This is a genomic window from Sphingomonas sp. S-NIH.Pt3_0716 (assembly GCF_003950715.1).
GTDB lineage: Bacteria > Pseudomonadota > Alphaproteobacteria > Sphingomonadales > Sphingomonadaceae > Sphingobium > Sphingobium yanoikuyae_A.
The window spans coordinates 103417-117239 of record NZ_QLJK01000007.1; the positions used below are offsets into that span (position 1 = coordinate 103417).

The 13823-nt window shown below is 63.8% G+C and carries 13 protein-coding genes; 9 read left to right on the top strand and 4 right to left on the bottom strand.

The window, feature by feature from the left end; all coding sequences use genetic code 11:
* Positions 1-29 precede the first annotated feature (29 nt).
* The 4 genes from BRX37_RS07455 (at position 30) to rsmA (ending at position 5592) form a co-directional block, all read left to right on the top strand.
* Positions 30-2294, top strand: a complete 2265-nt coding sequence (locus BRX37_RS07455; protein WP_125986088.1) for an LPS-assembly protein LptD — start codon at positions 30-32, stop codon at positions 2292-2294.
* Between the two features lie 86 nt (positions 2295-2380).
* Positions 2381-3745: a peptidylprolyl isomerase gene (locus tag BRX37_RS07460; RefSeq protein WP_125986089.1), complete on the top strand. Its 1365-nt coding sequence runs from the start codon at positions 2381-2383 to the stop codon at positions 3743-3745.
* The gene (gene pdxA, locus BRX37_RS07465; RefSeq protein WP_099231855.1) at positions 3723-4748 is read left to right on the top strand and encodes a 4-hydroxythreonine-4-phosphate dehydrogenase PdxA; all 1026 of its coding nucleotides are present in this window, start codon (positions 3723-3725) and stop codon (positions 4746-4748) included. The genes BRX37_RS07460 and pdxA overlap by 23 nt, the downstream gene beginning before the upstream one ends.
* Positions 4738-5592 (top strand): 16S rRNA (adenine(1518)-N(6)/adenine(1519)-N(6))-dimethyltransferase RsmA, encoded by an 855-nt coding sequence (gene rsmA, locus BRX37_RS07470; protein WP_125986090.1) that lies wholly within the window; start codon positions 4738-4740, stop codon positions 5590-5592. The genes pdxA and rsmA overlap by 11 nt, the downstream gene beginning before the upstream one ends.
* A gap of 504 nt (positions 5593-6096) precedes the next feature.
* Here the strand turns inward: rsmA and BRX37_RS07475 are convergent.
* The gene (locus tag BRX37_RS07475) at positions 6097-6579 is read right to left on the bottom strand and encodes a hypothetical protein (RefSeq protein ID WP_125986091.1); all 483 of its coding nucleotides are present in this window, start codon (positions 6577-6579) and stop codon (positions 6097-6099) included.
* A 170-nt stretch (positions 6580-6749) separates the two neighbouring features.
* Between BRX37_RS07475 and betI the strand changes: the two genes are divergently transcribed.
* The 3 genes from betI (at position 6750) to ahpF (ending at position 9818) form a co-directional block, all read left to right on the top strand.
* Complete coding sequence (betI, locus tag BRX37_RS07480; RefSeq protein WP_017503573.1) at positions 6750-7352, top strand: transcriptional regulator BetI; 603 nt, start codon at positions 6750-6752, stop codon at positions 7350-7352.
* Between the two features lie 134 nt (positions 7353-7486).
* Positions 7487-8050 carry an alkyl hydroperoxide reductase subunit C gene (gene ahpC / locus BRX37_RS07485; RefSeq protein ID WP_004210655.1) on the top strand — a complete coding sequence of 188 codons (564 nt, stop codon included), beginning with the start codon at positions 7487-7489 and terminating at the stop codon, positions 8048-8050.
* Positions 8051-8237: 187 nt separating this feature from the next.
* On the top strand, positions 8238-9818 hold the full coding sequence (gene ahpF, locus BRX37_RS07490; RefSeq protein ID WP_125986092.1) for an alkyl hydroperoxide reductase subunit F: 1581 nt from the start codon (positions 8238-8240) through the stop codon (positions 9816-9818).
* 113 nt (positions 9819-9931) lie between these two features.
* Here ahpF and BRX37_RS07495 read toward each other — a convergent pair whose 3' ends face one another.
* The 3 genes from BRX37_RS07495 to BRX37_RS07505 form a co-directional block, all read right to left on the bottom strand.
* A complete protein-coding gene (locus BRX37_RS07495) occupies positions 9932-10126 on the bottom strand; it encodes a hypothetical protein (protein WP_007713310.1) in 195 nt (64 codons plus the stop codon).
* Positions 10127-10157: 31 nt separating this feature from the next.
* The gene (locus BRX37_RS07500; protein WP_125986199.1) at positions 10158-11096 is read right to left on the bottom strand and encodes a right-handed parallel beta-helix repeat-containing protein; all 939 of its coding nucleotides are present in this window, start codon (positions 11094-11096) and stop codon (positions 10158-10160) included.
* 569 nt (positions 11097-11665) lie between these two features.
* Positions 11666-12400 carry an SDR family NAD(P)-dependent oxidoreductase gene (locus BRX37_RS07505; protein WP_125986093.1) on the bottom strand — a complete coding sequence of 245 codons (735 nt, stop codon included), beginning with the start codon at positions 12398-12400 and terminating at the stop codon, positions 11666-11668.
* A 119-nt stretch (positions 12401-12519) separates the two neighbouring features.
* On the opposite strand from BRX37_RS07505, the gene BRX37_RS07510 reads away from it, so the two are divergent.
* Both BRX37_RS07510 and BRX37_RS07515 read left to right on the top strand, forming a co-directional pair.
* Positions 12520-12903, top strand: a complete 384-nt coding sequence (locus BRX37_RS07510; RefSeq protein WP_037513361.1) for a winged helix-turn-helix transcriptional regulator — start codon at positions 12520-12522, stop codon at positions 12901-12903.
* 55 nt (positions 12904-12958) lie between these two features.
* On the top strand, positions 12959-13735 hold the full coding sequence (locus BRX37_RS07515; RefSeq protein ID WP_125986094.1) for an SDR family NAD(P)-dependent oxidoreductase: 777 nt from the start codon (positions 12959-12961) through the stop codon (positions 13733-13735).
* Positions 13736-13823: the final 88 nt, after the last annotated feature.

Consider the following 13823-nt stretch of genomic DNA (forward strand, 5'->3'; position numbering starts at 1 on the left):
CAGAAGTGCCCACAAAGAGGCCCCTACGCTTGCAGATTTCCGTGTTTCCCCTGTCGTTCAAACAGGCGCTGCTTGCCGGCGCTGCCTCGTCCTGCCTGCTCGCGGCGCCGCTGGCCCATGCGCAACAGGCGCCCGAGCCCAAGCTGAACGAGCCCCAGACGCCGATCAGCGCGCCCGACGCGCCGGTGCCCGACAATGACCAGGAAATCGGCTTCGCCGCCGATACGCTGGAATATGACACCAACAGTCAGGTCGTGACCGCCACCGGCAATGTCCAGTTGCTGCGCGACGGCAACCGGCTGCGCGCCGACAAGATCGTGTGGGACCGCAACACCGGCAAGGTCGAAGCGCAGGGCGCCGTCTCGGTGATCGATCCCGACGGCAATGTCGCCTATGGCGACCGCTTCGATGTCACCGATACGCTCAAGGATGGCGCGGTCGACAATATATTGCTGGTCCTCCAGAAGGGCGGCCGCATGGCCGCGACCAAGGGCGAGCGGGTCAATGGCGTCTATACGCTGCACCACGCCGCCTATACCGGTTGTCCGGTGGAGGGCAGCGACGGCTGCCCCAAGGAACCGACCTGGCAGATCAACGCGGTCAAGGTCGTCTATGACCCGACCAAGCAGCGCGTCTCCTATACCCGCGCCAATGTCGAGCTGTTCGGCCTGCCGCTGATCCCGGTGCCGGGCCTGTCGCATCCGGTCGGCGACGACGGCGGCAGCGGCCTTCTGGTCCCCAATATCCGTTATGACCGGGTCAACGGCTTCGAGGTCGCGGTCCCCTATTATCTCAAGCTCGCGCCCAATCGCGACCTGACCGTCACGCCGCACGTCTACAGCGATTCGCTGCCGATGATCGAAGGCAATTTCCGCCATCTCTATGATCGCGGCGCCTATCAGATCACCGGCTATGCCACCTATGGCAGCCGATCCAGCGGCATCACGCCGACCGATTCGCAAAAGGATATTCGTGGCGCGATCGACGCCAGCGGCGGCATGCAGCTGTCGCCCGAATGGAGCGTCAACGGATCGATCCGGGTCGCCACCGACCGCACCTTCCTGCGCCGCTACGACATCAGCCGCGACGACCGGCTGCGTTCGACCCTGGGCGTCCAGCGGATCGGCGAGAACAGCTATTTCTCGCTCGCCGGCTGGGCGGTGCAGACGCTGCGCGTCGACGATCCCCAGGGCCAGATGCCGATCGCCCTGCCGGTCATGGATTATCGGCTGCGGATGAAGGATCCGCTGCTCGGCGGCCAGATGCAGTTCCAGGCCAATACGCTGGCGATCACCCGGACCGACGGGCAGGATACCCAGCGCGCCTTTGCCGCGTTCGAATGGAATCTGCGCAAGCTGACCGGCCTTGGCCAGGAAGTGAATTTCACCACCTATCTGCGCGGCGATGTCTATCACAGCAGCGACAATCTGCTGACCGACACGATCAGCTATGCCGGCGATCCGGGTTGGAAGGCGCGCGGCATCGCCGCCGCCGCGGTCGACATGCGCTGGCCCTTCATGGGTGAGGCGTTCGGCGGCGTCCAGCGTATCGCCCCCCGCGTCCAGATCGTCGCCTCGCCGCACCTTGCGAACCTGTCGGTGCCCAATGAGGATGCCCGGTCGGTCGATCTGGAGGACAGCAACCTCTTCGCGCTCAACCGCTTCGCGGGCTATGACCGGTTCGAGGATTCGAGCCGCATCACCTATGGCCTGGAATATAATCTGGCGCTGCCCGACTTCACGCTCGACGCCAATGTCGGCCAGAGCTACCGGCTCGACAACCGCGCCAGCATCCTGCCCGACGGCACCGGCCTGTCCGACCGCATGTCCGACATCGTCGGCCGCTGGACCATCCGCTACAAGGATTTCGTCAGCTTCACCCAGCGCTTCCGGGTCGACAAGGACAATCTGGCGGTCCGCCGGAACGAGGTCGACGCGACCGTGGGCAGCAAGAAGACCTATGCCCAGATCAGCTATCTGCGCCTCAACCGCAACGCCAATATCACGCTGGAGGATCTGCAGGACCGCGAGGAACTGCGCCTTGGCGGCCGCATCCAGTTCGCCCGCTTCTGGTCGGTGTTCGGCTCGACCGTCATCGATCTTACCGGCGCGCAGGAAGATCCGGGCACCACGGCCGACGGCTATGAGCCGGTGCGCCAGCGCCTCGGCGTTGCCTATGAGGATGATTGTTTGACGCTGGGCTTTACATGGCGGCGCGACTATCAGACCAACGGTGACGCGCGAGCCGGCAACAGCTTCCAGCTGCGGCTGGCTTTTCGCAATATTGGCATATAAGGAACTGCCTTCCCGCCGTCCGCTCAGGACCGGTTAAGGCGGAACGGGGCATTGGCTCCCGACCGTATTGGAGATTTTTGCCGACGATGCTTTCTGTCGTTTTCTCGCCCAAATCCGTTCGCTCGGGCCTGCGCACCCTGCTTCTGTCTACCGCCCTTCTGGGCATGGCGGCACAGACCGCATCGGCCCAGGCCGTTGACGATGACGCCGATCAGGGCCTGAACCTGCCCAAGGATGTCACCATCTTCGGCAAGAATGATCCCAATGTCCGCAAGGCAACGGCGATCGTGAACGGCCGCATCATCACCGGCACCGACGTCGACCAGCGCCTGGCCCTGATCATCACCGCCAATGGCGGCAAGGTGTCGGCCGAGGAGAAGGAACGGCTGCGCGTCCAGGTTCTGCGCAACCTGATCGACGAAACGCTGCAGATTCAGGAAGCGGCCGCCAACGACATCAAGATCGATCCGGCCGAAGTGAACCAGAGCTATGAGCGCGTTGCGGCCAATTTCCGCAAGTCGCCGCCCCAGTTCGACCAGTATCTGCGCGAACAGGGCAGCTCGGCCAGCAGCATCAAGCGCCAGATCGAGGGCGAACTGGCCTGGAGCCGCCTGCTCCGCCGCAACATCCAGCCCTTCGTCAACGTTTCCGAAGACGAAGTGAAGTCGGTGGTCGATCGCCTCAACGCCGCCAAGGGCAGCGACGAAGTGCGGATCAGCGAAATCTACCTGTCCTCGACGCCGGAAAACCGTGACCAGATCACGGCCAACGCGCGCAACATCATCGAACAGATCAAGCAGGGCGGCAGCTTCGCCGCCTATGCCCGTCAGTTCTCCGAAGCCTCCACCGCCGTCGTCGGCGGTGATCTCGGCTGGGTCCGCCCCAGCCAGCTGCCGACCGAACTGGCGCAGGCCGCCACCGAATTGCAGGTCGGCCAGCTCGCCGGCCCGATCGAGACGGTGGGCGGCATGTCGATCATCTATGTGATGGACAAGCGCAAGGTGCTGACCGCCGATCCGCGCGATTCGCTGCTCAGCCTCAAGCAGCTGTCGGTCCTCTTCCCGGCCGGCACCAGCAAGGAAGCCGCCAGCCAGAAAGCCGCGACCTTCGCCGCCGCGGTCAAGGAGATCAAGGGCTGCGGCCAGGCGAACGAGATCGGTGCCCGCATCGGCGCCGACGTGGTCGACAATGACAATGTGAAGCTGCGCGACCTGCCGCCCCAGCTGCAGGACATTCTGGTCAATCTGCAGGTCGGCGAATCCACCCCGCCCTTCGGCTCGATCAACGATGGCGTCCGCGTCCTGATCGTCTGCGGCCGCGACGAGCCGCAGTCGGCCAACGCCCCCAATCCCGAACAGATCCAGGCCCAGTTGGAAGAGGAACGCGTCAACAAGCGCGCCCGCATCTATCTGCGCGATCTTCGCCGCGATGCCGTTATCGAATATAACTGATCCGGTCAGCCTGCCGCCCTTCGCCGTCTCACTCGGCGACCCGGCAGGCATCGGACCGGAAATCGTCGCCAAGGCTTGGGTCATGCGCGAAGCGCGTGGCCTGCCCACTTTCTTCGCCGTCGGCGATGCCGCATCGCTGCGCGCGGTGTGGCTCGGCCCGGTCGAAATCGTCGGATCGCCCGAGGAAGCCGCGCAGGTGTTCGAGCGCGCCCTGCCCTGCATGCAGGTGGCCGAAGCGGGCGAGATCGTGCCCGGCACGCCCAGCATCGACGGCGCCCGCACCGCTTTCCAGGCACTGGAGGTCGCGGTCGGCCTTGCCCGCACCGGATCGGCTGCCGGCATCGTCACCGCGCCGGTCGGCAAGGAACAACTGTACGGCGTCGGCTTCACCCATCCGGGCCAGACCGAATTCGTCGCCGAACGCTGCGGCGTCTCGGCCCAGAACGCGGTCATGATGCTCGCCGGCCCGTCGCTCAAGGTGGTGCCGATCACCATCCATATCGCGCTGGCCGATGTGCCCTCGGCGCTGACCATCGATCTGATCCGCGCGCGCGCCCTCACCACGGTGAAGGGGTTGCAGCGCAATTTCGGCATCGCCCGTCCTCGTCTCGCCGTCGCCGGCCTCAACCCGCACGCCGGGGAGAATGGCGCACTCGGCCGCGAGGAGATTGAGGTGATCCGCCCGGCGATCGAAGCGCTGCGCGCGGAAGGGATCGACATTGTCGGCCCGCTGGCGGCCGACGGCATGTTCCATGCCCGCGCCCGCGAAGCCTATGACGCGGCGCTCTGCATGTATCATGATCAGGCGCTGATCCCGATCAAGACGCTGAACTTCGACGATGGCGTCAACATCACCCTGGGCCTGCCGATCGTGCGCACCTCGCCCGATCATGGCACCGCCTTCGGCATTGCCGGCACCGACAGCGCCAATCCCGGCGCGATGATCGCCGCCCTCAAGATGGCGGCCGAAGCCGCCCGCGCACGGATTGCCTATGCCGGCTGACGCCCGCCCTACCTTGCCGCCGCTGCGCGACGTGATCGCCGCCCATGGGCTTCAGGCCAGCAAGGCGCTTGGCCAGAATTTCCTGCTCGACGAACAGTTGCTCGACCGGATCGCCGCCATTCCCGGCAGCATCCAGGATCAGCCCGCGTTCGAGGTCGGCCCCGGCCCCGGCGGCCTGACCCGCGCGATCCTGCGCGCCGGCGGCAAGCTGGTCGCGGTCGAGCGCGACCGGCGCTGCCTGCCTGCACTCGCCGAACTGGAGCTGGCCTTCCCCGGTCAGTTGCGCGTCATTTCCGGCGACGCGATGGAGATCGACGCCCATGCCGAAGCCGGCGATGGCGCCCATATCATCGCCAACCTGCCCTATAATGTCGGCACCGCCCTGCTGGTCGGCTGGCTGTCTGCGCTATGGGCACCGCTGCCCTGGTGGTCCAGCCTGACCTTGATGTTCCAGATGGAAGTGGCCGAACGCATCGTCGCGAAACCGGGCACCGACCATTATGGCCGCCTCGCCGTCCTCGCCCAGTGGCGCAGCGACGCGCGCATCGCCATGAAAGTGCATCGCAGCGCCTTCACCCCGCCGCCCAAGGTGATGTCGGCCGTGGTCCACATCACCCCCAGGCCGGCGCCCGAAGGCGTGCAGCTCAAGATCCTGGAACGCCTGACCGCCGCCGCCTTCGGCCAGCGCCGCAAGATGCTGCGCCAGAGCCTCAAGTCCGTCCCAGGCGCGCTCGACGCACTGGAAGCGATCGGCATCGACCCGCAACGCCGCGCCGAAACCGTCAGCGTCGAAGAATTCGTCACCCTCGCCCGCCAGCTCGGCCAGGCAACGACCGGCGCCTGATTCCGCTGCCGCGCCCCCCCCCAGCAAGGCCCAGAGACGGAGCAGAAACTGAACGTCTCTGGCACAGTCATCCCTCCGAAGGCGTGGATGACGAAGTTGGGGGGAAGCGAACCGTCCGAAATCCTCCCCAAGCAAGCTTGGGGAGGAACTGGAAACGTCAGCTTCTGGTCCTCAGCCGTCAAAACCCGACAGCGTCAGCCAAGCGCAGCGAAGTCCTGTCCTACTCGCCCAATCTCTGATCTACCCTGGGCGATGCACCAGCACCGCGCCCTTCCCTCGCCCCGACCGCAGCCCACAACAGGCGGTGACCCATGTGTCGCCTCCCTGTCGCGTCGACATGGCCCGACCGGCGCGTCGGTGCGAGGCTGTCCTGACCCCGTTGACGCGCGACGGTCGCGTCATGGGCGCGTCGCAGGCGCGTATCCCGTGCAAACGGCCCTGAATGCCGCACGACACCGTGAACTTCGGCCCTGTCGCGTCGGTATGACCTTTGCCGTTCCCGCTTTATCGGCAATAGCCTTCCTCGCCCGGCTTCACGATCAGGCAGTCCTGCTTGTCGGCGAGATATTTGAAGCCCGCCTCCGCCCCTGTGCCCGGCCGAATGGCGAGATCGCGGCCATCGCGCACGAAGCGGATCGTCGCGCCATCGGCCAGGCCGCTATAGGTCGCCTCCCGGTCGAGATTATCCTTGTTGGCCAGCGCATAATGGCCCGGCTTGCCATCGGGCGCGGGCTGGATGTCGAGGAACAGCCCTTCCGGCCCGGTCCAGCGCCCGACCCATTCGTCGGTAGGCAGCGCCGCACCTACATTGTCCGGGGCCGCGACAGAGTCCGTATCCTCGATCGCTTCGGCATGGGCCGGCACGCTCGCATTGTTCGCCACCGTTTCGTTGTCCACGCCCTTGGCGCAGCCACCCAGCAACAATACCGCGCCCAGACCGGGCAGGATCAGGCGAAGGGCGGACGTGGTGGCGGGCTGTCGGATCATCCATGGTCTCCTTGCTGTCATGACGACAATATGCGGAGCAAACGGGCGAACCGGCCGGATCGATCCGCAATCGGGTCGAACGGCGCTTGCCAGCGCCCGTCATTTCCGCACAATGAGCGGCAACAGAATAGCATGTTCGGGGCGCCGGGTCGTCCCATGCCGGGGGGCAAGTGAGAGCGAAATTCGTACGGGAGTCCGCCGATGTCCGGCGGCAGGCACTGATCGACGCAACGGCAAAATGTCTGGCGGAAAAGGGCGTGGCAGGCACCTCTGTCCGCGCCATCTGCGCCGCCGCGGGCGTGTCGTCCGGGCTGCTGACCCATTATTTCGAGGGCGTCGACGCGCTGATCCTCGCCACCTACCGCGATGTCGGGCAGCGCGTGTCCCAGGCGATGGACGATGCGATCATAGGCGCGGGCGATGATCCGCTGGACCGGCTGCGCGCCTTTCTCCAGGCCAATTTCCGCGAGCCCGTGCTGGACGCCGACCTGCTCGCCACCTGGATCGCCTTCTGGAGCCTGATCAAGTCCAACGCCGATGTCGCGGCCGCCCATGCCGACATCTATGCCGCCTCGCGCGCGCAGCTGGAGGGGCTGGTCGCCGCCGCCGCGCCGGCCTTCTCGCCCGCGCAAGTACGGCTCAAGGCGATCGGCCTGACCGCGCTGGTCGACGGGCTGTGGCTGGAATATTGCCTCGACCCCACCAGTTTCAGCGCGGCGGAGGCGCAGCAGCTGGTCGAACGGGCCATGGGTCATGCCCTGCGGGATCAATGAACCGTTCGATTAATCGGATAGCGTGTGATCGCTTTTATCTATCAACATGTCCGAGAAAACCAATTTCCCCCGAATCATCCGCTTCCCTAAACAGGCTTCGCAACAGCAACCCTAATCAAGGAACTGGATAGCCCATGGCTCTCATCAACACCCCCCTGCAGCCTTTCAAGGCAACCGCTTTCAAGGAAGGCAAGTTCGTCGACGTCACCGATGCCGACGTCAAGGGCAAGTGGGCCGTCTTCTTCTTCTACCCGGCCGACTTCACCTTCGTCTGCCCGACCGAGTTGGAAGACCTGGCCGACATCTACCCCACCCTGCAGGGCATGGGCGTGGAAGTCTACTCGGTGTCGACCGACACCCATTTCTGCCACAAGGCCTGGCACGACACCTCGCCGGCCATCGGCAAGATCAACTATTACATGCTGGGTGACCAGAACCACGACATCTCGAACCAGTTCGGCGTGCTGCGCGAAGGCGTCGGCCTGGCCGATCGCGGCACCTTCGTGCTCGATCCGGAAGGCGTGATCCAGCTGGTCGAAATCACCCCCGAGGGCGTGGGTCGCAACGCGGCCGAACTGCTGCGCAAGATCAAGGCGCTGCAGTACTGGACCAGCCATCCGGGCGAAGTCTGCCCCGCCAAGTGGGAAGAAGGCGCGGAAACCCTCGCCCCCTCGCTCGACCTCGTCGGCAAGATCTAAGCACCATTAGGTGCTGACAGGCCGCCGGGTTCGCCCAGATTGAGGGGACCCGGCGGACCTTCAAAACGCTTTCTACAGACTTATCTTAGTTTCAACGGGGCTTTTGGGTCGCACCAATTCCCCGGACGGGCCGTCGCGTCCTCCCGATCGGGACGGCCCGCCATTTTTTCCACGGAGCCAGACAGACATGTTGGACGCAAATCTCAAGGGGCAGTTGAAGGCCTATCTGGCGAACATCACCCAGCCGATCGAGCTGGTGGCTTCGCTGGATGATGGCGCGAAGTCGCGCGAAATGAACGAATTGCTGACCGAAATCGCCGAACTGTCGGACAAGGTCAGCCTCGCCACGGGCGATGACAAGCGCAAGCCCAGCTTCATGATCCGCCGCGTCGGCACCGATATCGGCGTCACCTTCGCCGGCCTGCCGATGGGCCATGAATTCACCTCGCTGGTGCTCGCCCTGCTGCAGGTCGGCGGTCATCCGTCCAAGGCCGCGCAGGATCTGATCCAGCAGGTGAAGGATCTGGACGGCGACTATGCCTTCGAAACCTATTTCTCGCTGTCGTGCCAGAACTGCCCCGACGTGGTGCAGGCGCTGAACCTGATGAGCGTGCTCAACCCCAGGATCAGCCATGTCGCGATCGACGGCGGCCTGTTCAAGGATGAGGTCGACGCCCGCAAGGTCATGGCCGTGCCGACCATCTTCCTCAACGGCGAACCCTTCGGTCAGGGCCGGATGGAGCTGGAGCAGATCGTCTCCAAGATCGACAGCGGTGCCGAGGCGAAGGCGGCGGAGAAGATCCGCAAGCAGGATCCCTTCGAGGTGCTGGTGGTCGGCGGCGGCCCCGCCGGCGCGGCGGCGGCCATCTATTCGGCGCGCAAGGGCATTCGTACAGGTATGGCGGCGGAACGCTTCGGCGGCCAGGTGCTCGACACCATGGATATCGAGAATTTCATCTCGGTCAGCCGCACCGAAGGCCCCAAGCTCGCCTCGGCGCTGGAAGCGCACGTCAAGGATTATGACGTCGAGATCATGAACCTGCAGAAGGCGGCGAAGCTGATCCCGGCCAAGACCGAAGGCGACTATCATGAGGTCGTGCTGGAAAATGGTGCGTCGCTGAAGGGCCGCACCATCATCCTGTCGACCGGCGCCCGCTGGCGCCAGATGGGCGTGCCCGGCGAGGACGAATATCGCAACAAGGGCGTCGCCTACTGCCCGCACTGCGATGGTCCGCTGTTCAAGGGCAAGCGCGTGGCGGTGATCGGCGGCGGCAATAGCGGCGTCGAAGCCGCGATCGACCTGGCCGGCATCGTCGCCCATGTGACGCTGATCGAGTTTGACAGCCAGCTTCGCGCCGACGCGGTGCTGCAGCGCAAGCTCGCCAGCCTGCCCAACGTCAAGATCATCACCTCGGCGCTGACCACCAAGGTGAACGGCAATGGCGAGCGTGTGAGCGGCCTCAGCTACAAGGACCGCAACAGCGGCACCGAGCATGATGTCGAGTTGGAAGGCATTTTCGTCCAGATCGGCCTGGTCCCGAACACCGAATGGCTCAAGGACACGATCGCCCTCTCGCCCCGTGGCGAGATCGAGATCGACGCGCGCGGCGAAACCAGCCAGCCCGGCATCTTCGCTGCCGGCGACTGCACCACCGTGCCCTACAAGCAGATCGTCATCGCCATGGGTGCAGGGTCAACCGCAGCCCTGTCGGCCTTCGACTATCTGATCCGCCTGCCCACTGCCGAGGAGGCAGCCGAGGCAGCCTGAAAAATGCCCGCCTGAACCAGTTCCCCCTTCTGGTTTTCAGGCCAGCGAAGGCCGGTCCGTTCCCCTGACGGATCGGCCTTTTTCCTATTTTCTCGTCCGAAATGCGCGGCGACTCAGCTTTCGATCAGGTCGAGATAGGCGACGACATCATTGTCGGTGGCGAGGAACAGGCCGTCCTGCACCTCCTGTGGCTGTTGCTCGGCGACGCGCAGGGCTTCGCTCAGGGGGCCATACATGATCGTCATCGCCGCGCCGTCGTCGCCCAGATGATAGAGGCGGACGGTCGCGCTGTCATAGGTGGTGCGCATCGCCCTTCCCTATCAGATCGGCGAGACCAAGTCAGCGCCGGTCCTTGATCTTCATGCTGGGAGCAAGCTGGTTCTGGCCGATCCGGACGACATCGTCGGTAAAATTGGCGACGAAGGTCGAGCCGCGCGCCAGTCCCGGCACGAAGCCGGCTTTGTTCCCTTCGATCACCAGGGCGCTGCTGTCATTCTCGCGGCCTTCCGGCGCGACAGTGATGAAGGCCGACCAATTATCCTTGTCCTTGCCCTGTACCATGTCGTTGCCGACGATCTGGCCACTGGCACCGTTACTGAGGTCGATCATGTAGTTGGTGAGATGACCGCCGCTGTCGTCGAAACTATTGTCGCGAATGTCGACCTGCGCTGCGCGGCTCTTGAGATAATGGCCGCCATCGCCCTGGTCGAAGCGCGAACGGGTGACGGTGAGGCGCGCGACCCGGCCGATATAGATGCCATGGGCGCAGTCGAGATCGCGATCGCACCGGCCAAGATGACGGAAGGTCGACTTGTCGATCAGGACCGTCGCCGCCCGATCCTCATTGCTCAATATGCCCTGCTCGCTGTTGCGGAACAGGCTGTTGCTGACGGACAGATTGCCCTTTTCGAGGCGAATGCCCGATCCATTGCCGTCAGGCACGCGCAGATTCTGGAAGATCAGGCCATCGACCATGGTGGTGCGGCCGCGCAGCACCAGAGCTGCCTTTTCCTCACAAACCACCCCGTCGAAGATCGCGCTGCCCGGCGTCGCCGCCTTGATCGTCACCTCGCCGCCATTCTGCACCGCGCACTGGCGATAGGTGCCCGGCGCGACGATGACCGTGCCCTTGCCATCGCCGATCGCGCCGATCGCATGGGCGAGCGAGGCAAAGCCCCGGCCATTTTCGGCAAGGGTGAACGGGGCCGGCGCGCTCTGGGCAAAGGCCGATGCGGTGATGGCTGCGGACACCAGCAGCAGGGTCGAGAGGATGCGCATGACATCAAGGCTAGGCGCCGACCGCATCATAGCCAAGCCCCATAGTAAACCTGAAAGCACATGCCCCACTTTGGGGCAGGATTATTGCCAAGACGTTTACAGGGGTCCGGCGCCCCGAAAAGGCCGTTCGCCTTTCACCTGACCGTCGGCGAAGCGGCAGACCGCAACGCAATGACATCCTGATCGAACGCACCGCACGCCCGCCCGTCGCTTACGTGAATCATATAATCCGGCTAAGATGATGCTATTGTGGAAAATATCTGCCATCCACAGTCGTGATGCCCCCATCGATGCCCCCAAGAAATTTTTCGGGCTTCGGTCACAAGTTCGAGTCCAACTTCGACCTGCTGCGGCCATTTATCGGACGTTTTATCGAACCAGACTCCAGTCTTTCCTTTATCGCATTTGGGGTGGATCTCCCCCGTTAAGTCCAAGAGGAAACCCTGAACAGCATGCGCCATCGCCCATGAATCAGATGGACTGGCAGTCTGCGCATCATCCGCCTTTTTCAGCTACCCGACGCCAGCTTGCCCTAAAGCAAGCCGGCGCGAAACAAGAACGGTGTTGGCTTAGATTTGCGCCAGCCCGCCATCGGTAAACAGTTCGCTTCCGGTCATGAAGCTGCTGTCGGATGAGGCCAGGAAGGCAGCAGCGGCTGCCACTTCAGACGGATCACCGACATGACCGATCGGTGTGGTCGCTCCCATCTCGATCATTGCCTCCTTGCCGACGACCTCGGCTGCCAGTTCGGTCAGCGTTGGCCCGGGTGAAAGCACATTCACCCGGATCCCCGTGCCACGCAGATCCTGCGCCCAACTGCGAGCAAGATTGCGTACGGCGGCCTTGGATGCGCTGTAGATGCTGAAGGCCGGTGTTCCCATCACGCCAGTGGTGGACCCGGTCAGAATGATCGCACCGCCCGTACCCATAAGTTTCACCCCCTTCTGCACGGTGAGGATCGTGCCCTTCACATTGACATCGAAGGTTTCGGCATAATGGTCAGCGGTGATGTCCGTCAGCGGCACCAGCGCGCCGGTTCCTGCATTGGCAAAGAGGATGTCTATGGATCCGCGCTCTGCCTTCACCGTCTCGAACAAGCGATCGAGATCGGCAGGATCGGCAACCGAACCCGCCACTGCGCGGGCGGTTGCCCCAAGTTCGCTTAGGGCAGCATCGAGTTTTTCCTGTCGACGCCCGAAAATATAGACGAACGCGCCCTCCGCGATGAAACGCCTAGCCGATGCCAGGCCAATGCCCGTACCGCCGCCTGTTATGATGGCGGTCTTGCCTTCCAGTCTGTTCATAAGTGCCTCCAAATCTATGATTGCAGGTAGCTGGAGGCACACCTACCTATCGACAAGTATGCACCTTTTGGTAAGTATCGAAAATGTCCGAAGAACCTAAATCCCTGCCTGACCCTCCAATGCCCGGAGGGGGCTGTTCGGCCGGAACCGTCGCTCCCAATTTCACTTGTGGCCTCGACGCAACGCTCAAGGTCATTGCCGGCAAATGGAAGCCATTGATCCTCTATTTCCTGCTCCAGGGCCCCAATCGCTACGGCGCGCTCAAACGCGCGATCCGTGACGTAAGCGACAAGGTGCTGATCCAGCAGTTGAAGGAACTGGAGGCAGATGGGATTCTGCTGCGCACCGATTACAAGGAAGTGCCGCCGCGCGTCGACTATACGCTGACGCCCCTCGGCCAGAGCCTCGCTCAGGCGCTCGAACCGCTATGCAGCTGGGGCACCGAGAATATGGTGGAAATGCAGAGGATCTTCGCCGAACGCGATAGCTGGCAGAGCAAATAGACTCGATGCGTTTCGGCCTTCCGGGCGCTGGCAATGCGCCGAGCAAGGAGTCGATATGGCGAGAATTTTTATCACCGGCAGTTCTACCGGTCTTGGCTTGGCCGCCGCGCAGTCGTTGCTTGCCGCCGGACATGATGTCGTTCTCCATGCCCGAAATGACGAACGCACTGCGGCGCTGGCAGCGCAAGTGCCGCAAGCTTTGGCAATAGTGACCGGCGATCTCAGCCTGCTGTCGGAAACGCGAGATCTGGCCGATGCGGTGAATGCAATCGGTCGCATGGACGCAGTGATCCACAATGCCGGGCTATATGGCGCGAGCGGCAACGGTCGGACGGCGGAAGGCCACAGCGTCATGACCGCGGTCAATCTGCTGGCGCCCTATGTCCTGACCGCTTGCATCGAACGGCCCGGTCGCCTTGTCTACATGAGTAGCGGGCTGCATCGGGGCGGCAATGCCGATCTGGACGATATCGACTGGACGCGGCGCCGCTGGCAGCCGGATCAGGCCTATGCCGATAGCAAGCTTCAGATCATCGCGCTTGCCATGGCGCTAGCACGCTGCTGGCCTGACGTGATGAGCAATGCCGTCGATCCAGGCTGGGTGCGCACACGCATGGGCGGCACTTCCGCGCCAGTCGACATCGCCACCGGCCAGGCGACACAGAGCTGGCTCGCCGCGAGCGATGACGAGGCGGCGCAGACCAGCGGCGGCTATTGGCATGCCATGCAGCGCGAAGAGCCGGCATTTCCCGCGGCCAGCGCCGATCATGGAGATCGCCTGCTCACGGCGCTGCAAGCGCTTACGGGCATGACGATCAGTAACGATGGCTGACGCCAAGCCGGAGGATCGGCCAGTCCAACGATCGGCTCCCACAGGTTAGCCCTTGGTCGCGAACGCACCAACCATGGTCGGGAGTGCG